Source organism: Streptomyces phaeoluteigriseus, assembly GCF_001896135.2.
GTDB classification, from domain to species: domain Bacteria; phylum Actinomycetota; class Actinomycetes; order Streptomycetales; family Streptomycetaceae; genus Streptomyces; species Streptomyces phaeoluteigriseus.
In genome coordinates this window covers 383,016-396,462 of the sequence record NZ_MPOH02000015.1, presented here as the reverse complement: position 1 = coordinate 396,462, position 13,447 = coordinate 383,016, and the positions used below count along the sequence as shown (strand labels likewise).

Below are 13,447 nucleotides of genomic sequence, written 5' to 3'. Positions count from 1 at the left end.
GCGCACGACCCCGCCGTGACCCGGATGCGGCCGGGCCCTGACACCGGGCCCGGGTGCCCGGCGGTCGTACACCCACGCGCGTGGCTACGATGGGCCAGCCGGCGGCCAGCAGGGGCCGCGCGGCCATACAACCTTCGGGAAGGCCATGCTGAACAAGTACGCGCGTGCATTCTTCACGCGTGTCCTCACACCGTTCGCCGCGTTTCTCATCCGCCGGGGCGTGAGCCCCGACACGGTCACGCTTGTCGGCACCGCCGGAGTGGTCGCGGGCGCGCTGGTCTTCTACCCCATGGGCGAGTTCTTCTGGGGCACGGTCGTGATCACGCTGTTCGTGTTCTCCGACCTCGTCGACGGCAACATGGCCCGCCAGCTCGGCCGCTCCAGCCGCTGGGGCGCCTTCCTGGACTCCACGCTCGACCGGGTCGCCGACGGCGCGATCTTCGGCGGCTTCGCCCTCTGGTACGCGGGCCACGGCGACGACAACGTCCTGTGCGCCGTCTCGATCTTCTGCCTGGCCAGCGGCCAGGTCGTGTCGTACACCAAGGCGCGCGGCGAGTCGATCGGGCTGCCCGTCGCGGTCAACGGGCTCGTCGAGCGCGCCGAGCGGCTCGTGGTGTCGCTGGTCGCGGCCGGGCTCGCGGGCCTGCACGCGTTCGGCGTGCCGGGGATCCAGTACCTGCTGCCGGTCGCCCTGTGGCTCGTCGCCGTCGGCAGCGTGGTCACGCTGATCCAGCGGGTCGTCACCGTCCGGCGCGAGGCGGCGGAGGCCGACGCGGAGACCGCGGCGGGCCGGCAGTCGTCCGAGGGGCGTGAGGCGGCCCAGTGAGCGCACGTGACCAGCTGACCGACGGGCTGTACGGGCTCGGCTGGAGCACCGTCAAGAGGCTCCCCGAGCCGGTGGCGGTCCGCCTCGGCCGTTCCCTCGCCGACCTCGCCTGGAAGCGGCGCGGCAAGGGCGTGCAGCGGCTGGAGAGCAACTACGCGCGCGTGGTGCCGGACGCGAGCCCGGAACGGCTGGCCGAACTGTCGCGCGCGGGCATGCGCTCCTACCTGCGCTACTGGATGGAGTCGTTCCGCCTGCCCGCCTGGAGCCCGGAGCGGGTCGCGTCCGGGTTCGAGCCCGAGGGCCTGCACCACCTCACCGACGGCCTCGCGGCCGGCAAGGGCGTCGTCCTCGCGCTGCCGCACCTGGCCAACTGGGACCTTGCCGGTGCCTGGGCCACCACCGCACTGGGCCTCCCGTTCACCACGGTCGCCGAACGCCTCAAGCCCGAGACGCTCTACGACCGCTTCGTCGCCTACCGCGAGGGCCTCGGCATGGAGGTCCTGCCGCACAACGGCGGCACCGCCTTCGGCACCCTCGCCCGGCGGCTGCGCGACGGCGGCCTGGTCTGTCTGGTCGCCGACCGCGACCTGTCCGCGTCCGGCGTCGAGGTCGAGTTCTTCGGTGCCACCGCGCGCATGCCCGGCGGACCGGCCCTGCTCGCCCAGCAGACCGGCGCACTGCTGCTGTCCGCCACGCTCTGGTACGACGACTCGCCCGTCATGCGGGGCCGCATCCATCCCCCGATCCCGGTACCCGAGTCAGGCACGCGGGCCGAGCGGACGTCTGTCATGACACAGGCGCTGGCAGACGTCTTCGCCACGGGGATCGCCGAACATCCGGAGGACTGGCACATGCTCCAGCGGCTGTGGCTCGCCGATCTCGAACCCGCGAAGGGACCCGAGTGAGAATCGGCATCGTCTGCCCCTATTCCTGGGACGTGCCCGGTGGCGTCCAGTTCCACATCCGCGACCTCGCCGAGTACTTCATCCGGCTCGGCCACGAGGTGTCCGTCCTCGCTCCCGCCGACGACGACACCCCGCTCCCGACGTACGTCGTCTCGGCCGGCCGTGCCGTCCCGGTGCCGTACAACGGCTCGGTGGCCCGGCTGAACTTCGGCTTCCTGAGCGCCGCCCGGGTACGCCGCTGGCTGCACGACGGCGCCTTCGACGTGGTCCACATCCACGAACCGACCTCGCCGTCGCTCGGGCTGCTGACCTGCTGGGCGGCGCAGGGCCCGATCGTGGCGACCTTCCACACGTCGAACCCGCGCTCGCGCGCGATGATCGCCGCCTACTCGATCCTCCAGGCCGCCCTGGAGAAGATCAGCGCGCGGATCGCGGTGAGCGAGTACGCCCGCCGCACCCTGGTGGAACACCTCGGAGGGGACGCCGTGGTCATCCCCAACGGCGTCGACGTCGACTTCTTCGCCCGCGCCGAGCCCAACCCCGAGTGGCAGGGCGGGACGATCGGCTTCGTCGGCCGCATCGACGAGCCCCGCAAGGGCCTGCCGGTGCTGATGGCCGCTCTGCCGAAGATCTTCGCCGAGTGTCCCGACGCGCGGCTGCTGGTGGCCGGACGGGGCGACGAGGAGGAGGCCGTCGGCAACCTCCCGAAGGAACTGCGCTCCCGGGTGGAGTTCCTCGGCATGGTCAGTGACGAGGACAAGGCCCGCTTCCTGCGCAGCATCGACCTGTACGTCGCCCCCAACACCGGTGGCGAGAGCTTCGGCATCGTCCTGGTCGAGGCCATGTCGGCGGGGGCCCCGGTGCTCGCCTCCGACCTCGACGCCTTCGCCCAGGTGCTCGACCAGGGCGGCGCGGGCGATCTGTTCACCAACGAGGACCCGGACGCGCTGGCCGAGGCGGCCGTACGGCTGCTCGGCGACCCAGAGCGGCGGGCCGGCCTGCGCGCCCGCGGAAGCGCCCATGTCCGGCGCTTCGACTGGTCGACGGTCGGCGCGGACATCCTCTCCGTGTACGAGACCGTGACGGCGGGCGCGGCGGCCGTGGCGGCGGACGACAGAGGCTCCCCGGGCCTGCGGGCACGCTTCGGCCTGGCCCGGGACTGACGCGGGGCAGACGTGACGGCACCGGCCGGGTGAGCCGGCCCGCCCCGGGGTGCCTGCTCGGGTAGTTCGTCCAGGGGTGCCTGCTCAGGTAGTTCGAGGACAGGGTCCGTCCGGCGCCGGAGGGGTTGGCCCGCGCGCGGGCGGCAGGTCCCGGCAGACGGCCACGGGAGGCATCCCGGCCGAGCCCGCGGAGCGACTAGCCTTGCGGCCCGTGACCGCAACCCTCATCTGGATCCTCGTCCTCCTCGTCGCCATCGGCCTCTACCTGAGCTGGACGGCGGGACGCCTGGACCGGCTGCACGCCCGTATCGACGCCGCCCGCGCCGCACTGGACGCGCAACTGCTGCGCAGGGCGTCCGTGGCCCAGGAACTGGCCACCTCGGGCGTGCTCGACCCGGCCGCCTCGATCGTGCTGTACGAGGCCGCGCACGCCGCCCGGCAGGCCGAGGAGGAGCAGCGGGAGGTCGCCGAGAGCGACCTGAGCCAGGCGCTGCGGGCGGTCTTCGCGGACGTACAGCAGCTGGAGGCCGTCCGTGAGGCGCCCGGGGGAGAGGCCGCGGCGCACGAGCTGACGGAGGCCGTCCTGCGGGTGCCCATGGCCCGCCGCTTCCACAACGACGCGGTGGGCGGTGCCCGCAGGCTGCGCGAGCACCGCAAGGTGCGCTGGTTCCGGCTGGCCGGCCACGCCCCGTTCCCGATGGCCTTCGAGATGGACGACGAGCCGCCCGCCGTGCTCATCGGCCGTTCGCGGTCGTGACCACCGGGGGCACGACGCCGGTGGTCGCCTGAGCGTGCCCGTCGCGTGGGCGGGACGGTTCCGACTTCACCCGCACCGCCGAGTGCTGCCCCCGCCGACCGTGGCGGTCGCCGGCCCGCCGGCCTGGGTCAGGCCCGCCCGGCCGCGCACCGTCCCGGGGTCCACCCCGCGCCGCGCGGCCCCGGCGACGGCCGCGTGCCGTCCCGGAGTTCGCCCGGCGTGGCACCAGCGACCGGCCGCGCATGGTCCTGGAGTTCGCCCGGCGTGGCGCGGCCCCGGCGCCGGCGGCGCCGGCGCTCAGGCCCCGCGAGGAGGTCGTGTGCGTCAGCCCGCGCAGACTCTGACCTCCGTCCCGCCGGTGACCCGCGACCGGGCCCGCCGACCCGCCGCAGAGCGACACGGCGAGAGGCACCGAAGCGACGCGGGAAGCGACACGGCAAGAGGCACCGAAGCGACGTGGAAAGCGACATGGCAAGAGGCGCGGAAGCGACGTGGAAGGCGACCGGCAGGCGACACGGCCGGAGGGAGCCGCGCCAGACCCCGGCCGAAAAGGATCCACCGGCTTCCCATTGGCCCTTGCTGTGGACTGGTCCACTCGCGTTTCCTCAGTGCGGTAGAAAACCCTCTTTCCCTTCAGTGAGGTCAACCCGTGTCCAGCACCCAGAACCAGGCCCCCGAGACCGGCACCGCGCGCGTGAAGCGCGGCATGGCCGAGCAGCTCAAGGGCGGCGTGATCATGGACGTCGTCAACGCGGAACAGGCGAAGATCGCCGAGGACGCGGGCGCCGTCGCCGTCATGGCCCTGGAGCGGGTTCCCGCCGACATCCGCAAGGACGGTGGCGTGGCCCGGATGTCGGACCCGAACATGATCGAGGAGATCATCGAGGCGGTCTCCATCCCGGTCATGGCCAAGTCCCGCATCGGCCACTTCGTCGAGGCCCAGGTCCTCCAGTCCCTCGGCGTGGACTACATCGACGAGTCCGAGGTCCTCACCCCGGCCGACGAGGTCAACCACAGCGACAAGTTCGCCTTCACCACGCCGTTCGTCTGCGGCGCCACCAACCTGGGCGAGGCCCTGCGCCGCATCGCCGAGGGCGCCGCGATGATCCGCTCCAAGGGCGAGGCCGGTACCGGCAACGTCGTCGAGGCGGTCCGCCACCTGCGCCAGATCAAGAACGAGATCGCCAGGCTCCGCGGCTACGACAACAACGAGCTGTACGCCGCCGCCAAGGACCTGCGCGCCCCGTACGAGCTGGTCAAGGAGGTCGCCGAGCTGGGCAAGCTGCCGGTCGTGCTGTTCTCCGCCGGTGGCGTGGCCACCCCCGCCGACGCCGCCCTGATGCGCCAGCTCGGCGCCGAGGGCGTCTTCGTCGGCTCCGGCATCTTCAAGTCCGGCGACCCGGCCAAGCGCGCCGCCGCCATCGTGAAGGCGACCACCTTCTACGACGACCCGAAGATCATCGCGGACGCGTCCCGCAACCTCGGCGAGGCCATGGTCGGCATCAACTGCGACACGCTCCCCGAGACCGAGCGCTACGCCAACCGCGGCTGGTAGTCACGTGAGCGACGCACCTGTCATCGGCGTCCTGGCCCTCCAGGGCGACGTACGGGAGCACCTCATCGCCCTGGCCGCGGCCGACGCCGTGGCCAGGCCGGTCAGGCGCCCCGAGGAACTCGCCGAGGTCGACGGCCTGGTCATCCCCGGCGGCGAGTCCACCACCATCTCCAAGCTGGCCGTCCTCTTCGGCGTACTGGAGCCCCTGCGCGCGCGCGTGCGGGCCGGTCTGCCCGTCTACGGCACCTGCGCCGGCCTGATCCTGCTCGCCGACAAGATCCTCGACCCGCGCTCGGGCCAGGAGACCGTCGGCGGCATCGACATGATCGTGCGCCGCAACGCCTTCGGACGGCAGAACGAGTCCTTCGAAGCAGCCGTCGACATCAAGGGCGTCGAGGGCGATCCTGTGGAGGGCGTCTTCATTCGCGCCCCCTGGGTCGAGTCGGTCGGTGCCCGCGCCGAGGTGCTGGCCGAGCACCAGGGTCACATCGTCGCCGTCCGCCAGGGGAACGCGCTGGCCACGTCGTTCCACCCGGAGCTGACGGGCGACCACCGCGTGCACGCCCTGTTCGTGGACATGGTGCGCGCCTACCGGACACCGGAGTCCTTGTAGGATCTCTGGCGTTCATGCAGAGATGGGTTACGCGAAGGAGACAGGCAGATGTCCGGCCACTCTAAATGGGCCACGACGAAGCACAAGAAGGCCGTGATCGACGCCAAGCGCGGCAAGCTCTTCGCGAAGCTGATCAAGAACATCGAGGTCGCGGCGCGCATGGGCGGCGTCGACATCGACGGCAATCCGACGCTCTACGACGCCATCCAGAAGGCGAAGAAGTCGTCGGTACCGAACAAGAACATCGACTCCGCGGTCAAGCGCGGCGGTGGCCTTGAGGCCGGCGGTGCCGACTACGAGACGATCATGTACGAGGGCTACGGCCCGAACGGCGTCGCGGTGCTCATCGAGTGCCTCACCGACAACCGCAACCGTGCCGCCTCCGACGTCCGCGTCGCCATGACCCGCAACGGCGGCTCCATGGCCGACCCGGGTTCGGTGTCGTACCTCTTCCACCGCAAGGGCGTCGTCATCGTCCCCAAGGGCGAGCTGACCGAGGACGACGTGCTCGGCGCCGTCCTGGACGCGGGCGCCGAAGAGGTCAATGACCTCGGGGAGTCCTTCGAGGTCATCAGCGAGGCCACCGACCTGGTCGCGGTCCGCACCGCCCTCCAGGACGCCGGCATCGACTACGACTCCGCCGACGCCAACTTCGTCCCGACCATGCAGGTCGAGCTGGACGAGGAGGGCGCCAGGAAGATCTTCAAGCTGATCGACGCGCTCGAGGACAGCGACGACGTGCAGAACGTCTTCGCCAACTTCGACGTCAGCGACGAGGTCATGGAGAAGGTCGACGCGTAGCGCGACCGCGAACCGAGCGGATTCGTCGGGCCGGTGGGACACGTCCTACCGGCCCGACGTCGTTGTCGGTGGCAGCGGATAGCCTGACGACCGTCAGAGATCACCGGATGACGAGATCACGAGGGGAGGGCACGTGCGCGTACTCGGGGTGGACCCCGGCCTCACGCGATGCGGTGTGGGCGTCGTCGAGGGCGTCGCGGGCCGGCCGCTCACGATGCTCGGCGTCGGTGTCGTCCGGACGCCCGCGGACGCCGAGTTGGGGCAGCGCCTCGTCGCCGTGGAGCAGGGCATCGAGCAGTGGCTGGACGAGCACCGGCCCGAATTCGTGGCGTCGAGCGGGTGTTCAGCCAGCACAACGTGCGCACGGTCATGGGCACCGCCCAGGCCAGCGCCGTCGCCATGCTGTGCGCCGCCCGCCGCGGCATCCCCGTCGCCCTGCACACGCCCAGCGAGGTCAAGGCGGCCGTCACCGGCAGCGGCCGCGCCGACAAGGCCCAGGTCGGTGCCATGGTGACCCGTCTGCTGCGTCTGAGCGCGCCGCCCAGGCCCGCCGACGCCGCCGACGCCCTCGCCCTCGCCATCTGCCACATCTGGCGCGCTCCCGCGCAGAACCGACTCCAGCAGGCCGTCGCCCTGCACACATCGAAAGGCCGTACGGGATGATCGCCTTCGTGAGCGGACCGGTCGCCGCCCTCGCCCCGGACTCCGCGGTGGTCGAGGTGGGCGGCATCGGCATCGCCGTCCAGTGCTCGCCGAACACGCTCTCCGGCCTGCGCGTGGGGCGGCCGGCGAAACTGGCCACCTCCCTGGTCGTCCGCGAGGACTCCCTCACCCTGTACGGCTTCGCCGACGACGACGAGCGCCAGGTCTTCGAGCTGCTCCAGACCGCGAGCGGGGTCGGCCCCCGCCTCGCCCAGGCCATGCTGGCGGTCCACTCGCCGGACACGCTGCGCAGAGCCGTCGCCACCGGTGACGAGAAGGCCCTCGTCGCCGTCCCCGGCATCGGCAAGAAGGGCGCCCAGAAGCTCCTGCTGGAGCTGAAGGACCGCCTCGGCGCGCCGGTCGGCGCCCCCGCCGTGGGCACGCCCGTCACCCAGGGCTGGCGCGACCAGCTGCACGCCGCCCTGATCGGCCTCGGCTACGCGACCCGCGAGGCCGAGGAGGCCGTCGCCGCCGTGGCACCGCAGGCCGAGGCGCCGGGGGCACGCCCCAGGTCGGTCAGCTCCTGAAGGCGGCGCTGCAGACCCTCAACCGAGCCCGCTGACCCCCTACATCCCCGAGGCACACCACATGAACTGGGACGACCCGACCGACGCGACCGCCGACGAGGGGCTCGCCGGTCCCGCCGCGGAGCGCTGGTGGGCTCTGTCGCCGACGGCGAGGACCAGGCGGTCGAGGCCGCCCTGCGCCCCAAGGACCTGGGCGAGTTCATCGGCCAGGAGAAGGTCCGCGAGCAGCTCGACCTCGTCCTGCGCGCCGCACGCGCGCGAGGTGCGACCGCCGACCACGTGCTGCTCTCCGGCGCACCCGGCCTCGGCAAGACCACCCTTTCGATGATCATCGCCGCCGAGATGGGCGCCCCGATCCGCATCACCAGCGGCCCCGCCATCCAGCACGCGGGCGACCTCGCCGCGATCCTCTCCTCCCTCCAGGAGGGCGAGGTCCTCTTCCTCGACGAGATCCACCGCATGTCCCGGCCCGCCGAGGAGATGCTCTACATGGCGATGGAGGACTTCCGCGTCGACGTCATCGTGGGCAAGGGCCCCGGCGCCACCGCCATCCCCCTGGAACTGCCCCCGTTCACCCTGGTCGGCGCCACCACGCGCGCGGGTCTGCTGCCGCCCCCGCTGCGCGACCGCTTCGGTTTCACCGCGCACATGGAGTTCTACGAGCCGGCCGAGCTGGAGCGGGTGATCCACCGCTCGGCCAACCTCCTCGACGTCGAGATCGACACCGCCGGCGCCGCCGAGATCGCCGGCCGTTCCCGGGGCACGCCCCGCATCGCCAACCGCCTGCTGCGCCGCGTCCGTGACTACGCGCAGGTCAAGGCGGACGGCGTGATCACCCGCGAGATCGCGGAGGCCGCGCTGAAGGTCTACGAGGTCGACGCCCGCGGCCTCGACCGCCTCGACCGCGCGGTCCTCCAGGCCCTGCTGAAGCTGTTCGGCGGCGGACCGGTCGGCCTGTCCACGCTCGCCGTCGCGGTGGGGGAGGAGCGCGAGACCGTGGAGGAGGTCGCCGAACCCTTCCTCGTCCGCGAGGGCCTGCTCGCCCGCACGCCCCGCGGCCGGGTCGCGACCCCCGCCGCCTGGACCCACCTCGGCCTGACCCCGCCCCGCCCCGCCACGGCGGGAAACGGACAACAGGACCTGTTCGGGGCGTGACGACGCCGGCATCCGTCCGGGATCGGACGAGGCCATGGCGGTGCCAGGAACCCTGGTGCCATGCTGAGCGTTGTTCACTGCACGCGGACTCGCTTAGACTCCGCCGATGCTGCCCTTGTAGGCAGCGCGCATACCCCCAACCATCAGGCCGCTCACCATCGCGGTCGCGTGAAGGAAGTACCGACCCGTGAGTCTCGTGACCATCCTCCCGTTCATCGTGCTCATCGGGGCCATGTTCCTGATGACCCGGTCGGCGAAGAAGAAGCAGCAGCAGGCCGTGGACATGCGCAACCAGATGCAGCCCGGAAGCGGTGTCCGCACCATCGGGGGCATGTACGCGACGGTCAAGGAGGTCAGTGAGGACACGGTCCTCCTCGACGCCGGCCCGGGTGTGGACCTGCTCTTCGCGAAGAACTCGATCGGTGCCGTCCTGACGGACGACGAGTACAACCGCATCGTCCACGGCATCGAGCACGACCTGAAGTCCGACGCCGACGTCGTCCCCGACGACGCCTCCTCCCTCACCGAGACCGACGGGGCCGCCGACGCCGCCTCCGGCGACCAGCCCGTCGACCTCGGCAAGAAGGACGCGGCCGAGGCCGACGAGGAGCCGAAGAAGACCGCCGAGGAGAAGACGGCCGAGGCCGACGAAGAGCCGAAGAAGACCGGCGGCGACTCCGACGCGAAGAAGTAGCCACGACCCGGGGCACGCGGGTCCGTCCCGCGTGCCCCGGGCGCGCGCAATCTCGCACCTAGGGGATCCCGACACCATGTCATGGCCGTTGCCGCGCTGACCCGGCGCGAGGCGGCCCGAGAGGGAGTACGAGAAGGTGGCAGCACCTAAAAAGGGCCGGAGCGCGAGTGCCCAGAGCAAGCCGTGGCGCTCGCTGGCCCTGATCCTGATCGCCATCGTGGGGCTCACCGGAGGCATGTTCCTCTCCGGCCACACGACTCCGCGTCTCGGCATCGACCTTGCCGGCGGTACGAGCATCACGCTCCAGGCGAAGGCCGACCAAGGGTCCGCGATCAACAAGGCCAACATGGACACCGCGGTCGAGATCATGAACCGCCGTGTCAACGGGCTTGGCGTCTCCGAGGCGGAGGTGCAGACCCAGGGCGACCGCAACATCATCGTGAACATCCCCAAGGGCATCAACTCCAAGGAAGCCCGGGAACAGGTCGGCACCACCGCCAAGCTGTACTTCCGCCCGGTCCTGGCCAGCGAGCCCAGCGGCCCCGCCGCGAGCGCCTCGCCGAGCCCGTCGGCCAGTGGCTCCCCGGCCGCCTCTCCGAGCCCCTCCACCAGTGCCTCCGCGGGTGGTACGGCCTCCTCCTCCGCCTCCCCGTCGGCCTCCGCCACCTCCCAGGGTCGTGCCGTCACCGACGCGCTGAAGGCCGACTCCACGCCCTCACCCTCCGCGAGCGCGTCCGCCTCCGCCAGCCCCTCGGCGTCCGCGCCGGCGGCCGACGAGGCCGCGCTCCAGGCGAAGTACACCGCCCTGGACTGCACCAAGGAGAAGCAGCGCGCCGTGCTCGGCGAGGGCGTCAAGCCCGCCGACGCGACCGTGGCCTGCGGCCAGATCGACGGCGCCTGGTACAAGTACCTGCTCGGCCCGGCCGCGTCGACGGCACCGAGGTCGACAAGGCCCAGGCCGTCTACGACACGCAGACCGCCGCCGGCTGGCAGGTCACCATGGACTTCAACTCCAAGGGCGCGAAGAAGTTCGCGGACATCACGGGCCAGCTCGCCCAGAACCAGCAGCCGCAGAACCAGTTCGGCATCGTCCTCGACGGCGAGGTCGTCTCCAGCCCGTACGTCAGCTCCTCCATCGCCGGCGGCCAGGCCCAGATCTCCGGCAGCTTCACGCAGGAGGAGGCCCAGGGCCTCGCGAACATGCTGTCGTACGGTGCTCTCCCGCTCAGCTTCGAGGAGTCGAGCGTCCAGACGGTGACCGCCGCGCTCGGCGGTGACCAGCTCCGCGCGGGTCTCCTCGCGGGCGCCATCGGCCTCGCCCTCGTGATCATCTACCTCGTGGCCTACTACCGCGGCCTGTCGCTCATCGCGATCGCCTCGCTGCTGGTCTCCGCCGCGCTGACGTACGTGATCATGTCGCTGCTCGGCCCGACCATCCACTTCGCGCTCAACCTGCCGGCCGTCTGCGGTGCCATCGTCGCCATCGGCATCACGGCGGACTCGTTCATCGTCTACTTCGAACGGGTCCGGGACGAGATCCGCGAGGGCCGCTCCCTGCGCCCCGCGGTCGAGCGGGCCTGGCCGCGCGCGCGGCGCACCATCCTGGTCTCCGACTTCGTGTCGTTCCTCGCCGCCGCGGTGCTGTTCCTGGTCACCGTCGGCAAGGTCCAGGGCTTCGCGTTCACGCTCGGTCTGACCACCGTCCTCGACGTGGTCGTGGTCTTCTTCTTCACCAAGCCGCTGATGACGCTGATGGCACGCCGCAAGTTCTTCGCGAGCGGCCACAAGTGGTCCGGCCTCGACCCGAAGAGCCTCGGCGCCAAGGCGCCGCTGCGCCGCACCCGCCGTCCCTCCGGTGCTGCCGCCGGTCCCGTCGAGACGAAGGAGGCGTGAGCGATGTCGAAACTCGGCAACCTCGGCGCCCGACTCCACCGTGGTGAGATCAGCTACGACTTCATCGGTCACCGCAAGATCTGGTACGGCATCTCGATCCTGATCACCATCACGGCCATCGTCGGCCTGGCGGTGCGCGGCCTGAACATGGGCATCGACTTCCAGGGCGGTGCCGTCTTCACCACCGAGAAGAACGGCTCCATCTCCATCTCGCAGGCGCAGACCGCCGCCGAGGAGGCGTCGGGCCACGAAGCGGTCGTGCAGAAGCTCGGCGACGGCTCGGTGCGGATCCAGATCGCCGGCATGGACACCAAGCAGTCCGACACGGTCAAGGACGAGCTGGCCAAGGACTTCAAGGTCAACCCGGAGTCGATCGCGGCCGACCTGGTCGGTCCCAGCTGGGGTGACCAGATCGCCAACAAGGCCTGGCAGGGCCTGGCGATCTTCATGGTGCTGGTCGTGATCTATCTGGCGATCGCCTTCGAGTGGCGGATGGCCATCGCGGCCCTCATCGCCCTGATCCACGACATCACCATCACCGTCGGCATCTACGCCCTCGTCGGCTTCGAGGTCACGCCGGGCACGGTGATCGGTCTGCTGACCATTCTCGGATACTCCCTGTACGACACGGTCGTCGTCTTCGACTCCCTCAAGGAACAGACGAAGGACCTCACGAAGCAGACCCGCTTCACCTACAGCGAGATCGCCAACCGCTCGATCAACGGCACCCTGGTGCGTTCCATCAACACCACGGTGGTCGCGCTGCTCCCGGTCGCGGGCCTGCTGTTCATCGGCGGCGGCTTCCTCGGGGCGGGCACGCTCAACGACATCTCACTGTCGCTGTTCGTCGGCCTGGCCGCCGGTGCCTACTCCTCGATCTTCATCGCCACCCCGCTCGTCGCCGACCTCAAGGAACTCGAGCCGCAGGTCAAGGCCCTGAGGAAGCGCGTCCTCGCCAAGCGTGCCCAGTCGCCCGCCGACGAGGACCCCACGCCGTCGTACGGCTACGAGGGGCCTGACGAGGACCCGGAGGACGTCGAGACGGCGGTCGTCGGTCCGCGCACCCAGCCCGCGGCCCGCACCCGTGGTCGCGGCCGTCCCTCGGGGAAGCGCCGATGACCGAGACCACCGACATCACGACGCTGCTGCTCAGCCGCATCCGTGACGTGGCCGACTACCCGGAGCCGGGCGTGATGTTCAAGGACATCACGCCGCTGCTCGCGGACCCGGCGGCGTTCGGCGCGCTCACCGAAGCGCTCGCGGAGATCGCCGAGCGCACCGGCGCCACCAAGGTCGTCGGTCTGGAGGCGCGGGGCTTCATCCTCGGAGCCCCCGTCGCCGTCCGGGCCGGCCTCGGCTTCGTCCCCGTGCGCAAGGCGGGCAAGCTCCCCGGAGCCACCCTCGCCCAGGCCTACGACCTGGAGTACGGCTCGGCCGAGATCGAGATCCACGCCGAGGACCTGACCGCCGACGACCGCGTGCTGATCGTCGACGACGTCCTCGCCACCGGCGGCACCGCCGAGGCGTCGATCCAGCTCATCCACCGTGCGGGCGCCCAGGTCGCGGGCGTCGCCGTCCTCATGGAGCTGGGCTTCCTCGACGGCCGGCCCCGCCTGGAGGCGGCCCTGGCCGGAGCGCCGCTGGAGGCACTGCTCACGGTCTGACAACGCCGTGGCGCATGACCGGCACGCGCACGAGAACCGTCGTACGGCAAGCGGGCGGGCCCGGAGGAATTCCGGTGCCCGCCCCTCGTGTTGAACGACTAGACCGCTCTCACACCGGTCTGGAGGCGATGCCGGAGCCGGGGATCGCTACGATGGGTGCTCCGGAGCCTGACCGGGGCACCCGGATCGCGC

General features: G+C 71.3%; 10 protein-coding genes and 4 pseudogenes. All 14 read left to right on the top strand.

Annotated elements, in window-relative coordinates; genetic code table 11:
- Positions 1–145: 145 nt before the first annotated feature.
- The 14 genes and pseudogenes from pgsA to BM536_RS19580 all read left to right on the top strand — a co-directional run bounded on the left by pgsA (position 146) and on the right by BM536_RS19580 (position 13,255).
- Positions 146–826, top strand: a complete 681-nt coding sequence (gene pgsA, locus BM536_RS19645; protein ID WP_094103275.1) for a phosphatidylinositol phosphate synthase — start codon at positions 146–148, stop codon at positions 824–826.
- Positions 823–1,731 carry a phosphatidylinositol mannoside acyltransferase gene (locus BM536_RS19640; protein ID WP_094103274.1) on the top strand — a complete coding sequence of 303 codons (909 nt, stop codon included), beginning with the start codon at positions 823–825 and terminating at the stop codon, positions 1,729–1,731. Before pgsA ends, BM536_RS19640 begins: the two co-directional genes overlap by 4 nt.
- Positions 1,728–2,894 carry a glycosyltransferase family 4 protein gene (locus BM536_RS19635; RefSeq protein WP_073493641.1) on the top strand — a complete coding sequence of 389 codons (1,167 nt, stop codon included), beginning with the start codon at positions 1,728–1,730 and terminating at the stop codon, positions 2,892–2,894. Before BM536_RS19640 ends, BM536_RS19635 begins: the two co-directional genes overlap by 4 nt.
- A 211-nt stretch (positions 2,895–3,105) precedes the next feature.
- A complete protein-coding gene (locus tag BM536_RS19630) occupies positions 3,106–3,651 on the top strand; it encodes a LemA family protein (protein WP_073493639.1) in 546 nt (181 codons plus the stop codon).
- 706 nt (positions 3,652–4,357) lie between these two features.
- Positions 4,358–5,206 (top strand): pyridoxal 5'-phosphate synthase lyase subunit PdxS, encoded by an 849-nt coding sequence (gene pdxS / locus BM536_RS19625; RefSeq protein WP_229894770.1) that lies wholly within the window; start codon positions 4,358–4,360, stop codon positions 5,204–5,206.
- Positions 5,207–5,210: 4 nt separating this feature from the next.
- Complete coding sequence (gene pdxT, locus BM536_RS19620) at positions 5,211–5,819, top strand: pyridoxal 5'-phosphate synthase glutaminase subunit PdxT (RefSeq protein ID WP_073493635.1); 609 nt, start codon at positions 5,211–5,213, stop codon at positions 5,817–5,819.
- Between the two features lie 48 nt (positions 5,820–5,867).
- Positions 5,868–6,620 carry a YebC/PmpR family DNA-binding transcriptional regulator gene (locus BM536_RS19615; protein ID WP_073493633.1) on the top strand — a complete coding sequence of 251 codons (753 nt, stop codon included), beginning with the start codon at positions 5,868–5,870 and terminating at the stop codon, positions 6,618–6,620.
- Between the two features lie 133 nt (positions 6,621–6,753).
- A pseudogene (gene ruvC, locus BM536_RS19610) lies at positions 6,754–7,283 on the top strand (crossover junction endodeoxyribonuclease RuvC).
- A pseudogene (ruvA, locus tag BM536_RS19605) lies at positions 7,280–7,884 on the top strand (Holliday junction branch migration protein RuvA). The pseudogenes ruvC and ruvA overlap by 4 nt, the downstream one beginning before the upstream one ends.
- A gap of 26 nt (positions 7,885–7,910) precedes the next feature.
- Positions 7,911–9,004: pseudogene (gene ruvB, locus BM536_RS19600) on the top strand (Holliday junction branch migration DNA helicase RuvB).
- 187 nt (positions 9,005–9,191) lie between these two features.
- Positions 9,192–9,698, top strand: coding sequence for a preprotein translocase subunit YajC (gene yajC / locus BM536_RS19595; RefSeq protein WP_073493629.1), 507 nt, complete (start codon positions 9,192–9,194; stop codon positions 9,696–9,698).
- A gap of 136 nt (positions 9,699–9,834) precedes the next feature.
- A pseudogene (gene secD / locus BM536_RS19590) lies at positions 9,835–11,591 on the top strand (protein translocase subunit SecD).
- Between the two features lie 3 nt (positions 11,592–11,594).
- Complete coding sequence (gene secF / locus BM536_RS19585) at positions 11,595–12,710, top strand: protein translocase subunit SecF (RefSeq protein WP_073493628.1); 1,116 nt, start codon at positions 11,595–11,597, stop codon at positions 12,708–12,710.
- A complete protein-coding gene (locus tag BM536_RS19580) occupies positions 12,707–13,255 on the top strand; it encodes an adenine phosphoribosyltransferase (protein WP_073493626.1) in 549 nt (182 codons plus the stop codon). The genes secF and BM536_RS19580 overlap by 4 nt, the downstream gene beginning before the upstream one ends.
- Positions 13,256–13,447 lie beyond the last annotated feature (192 nt).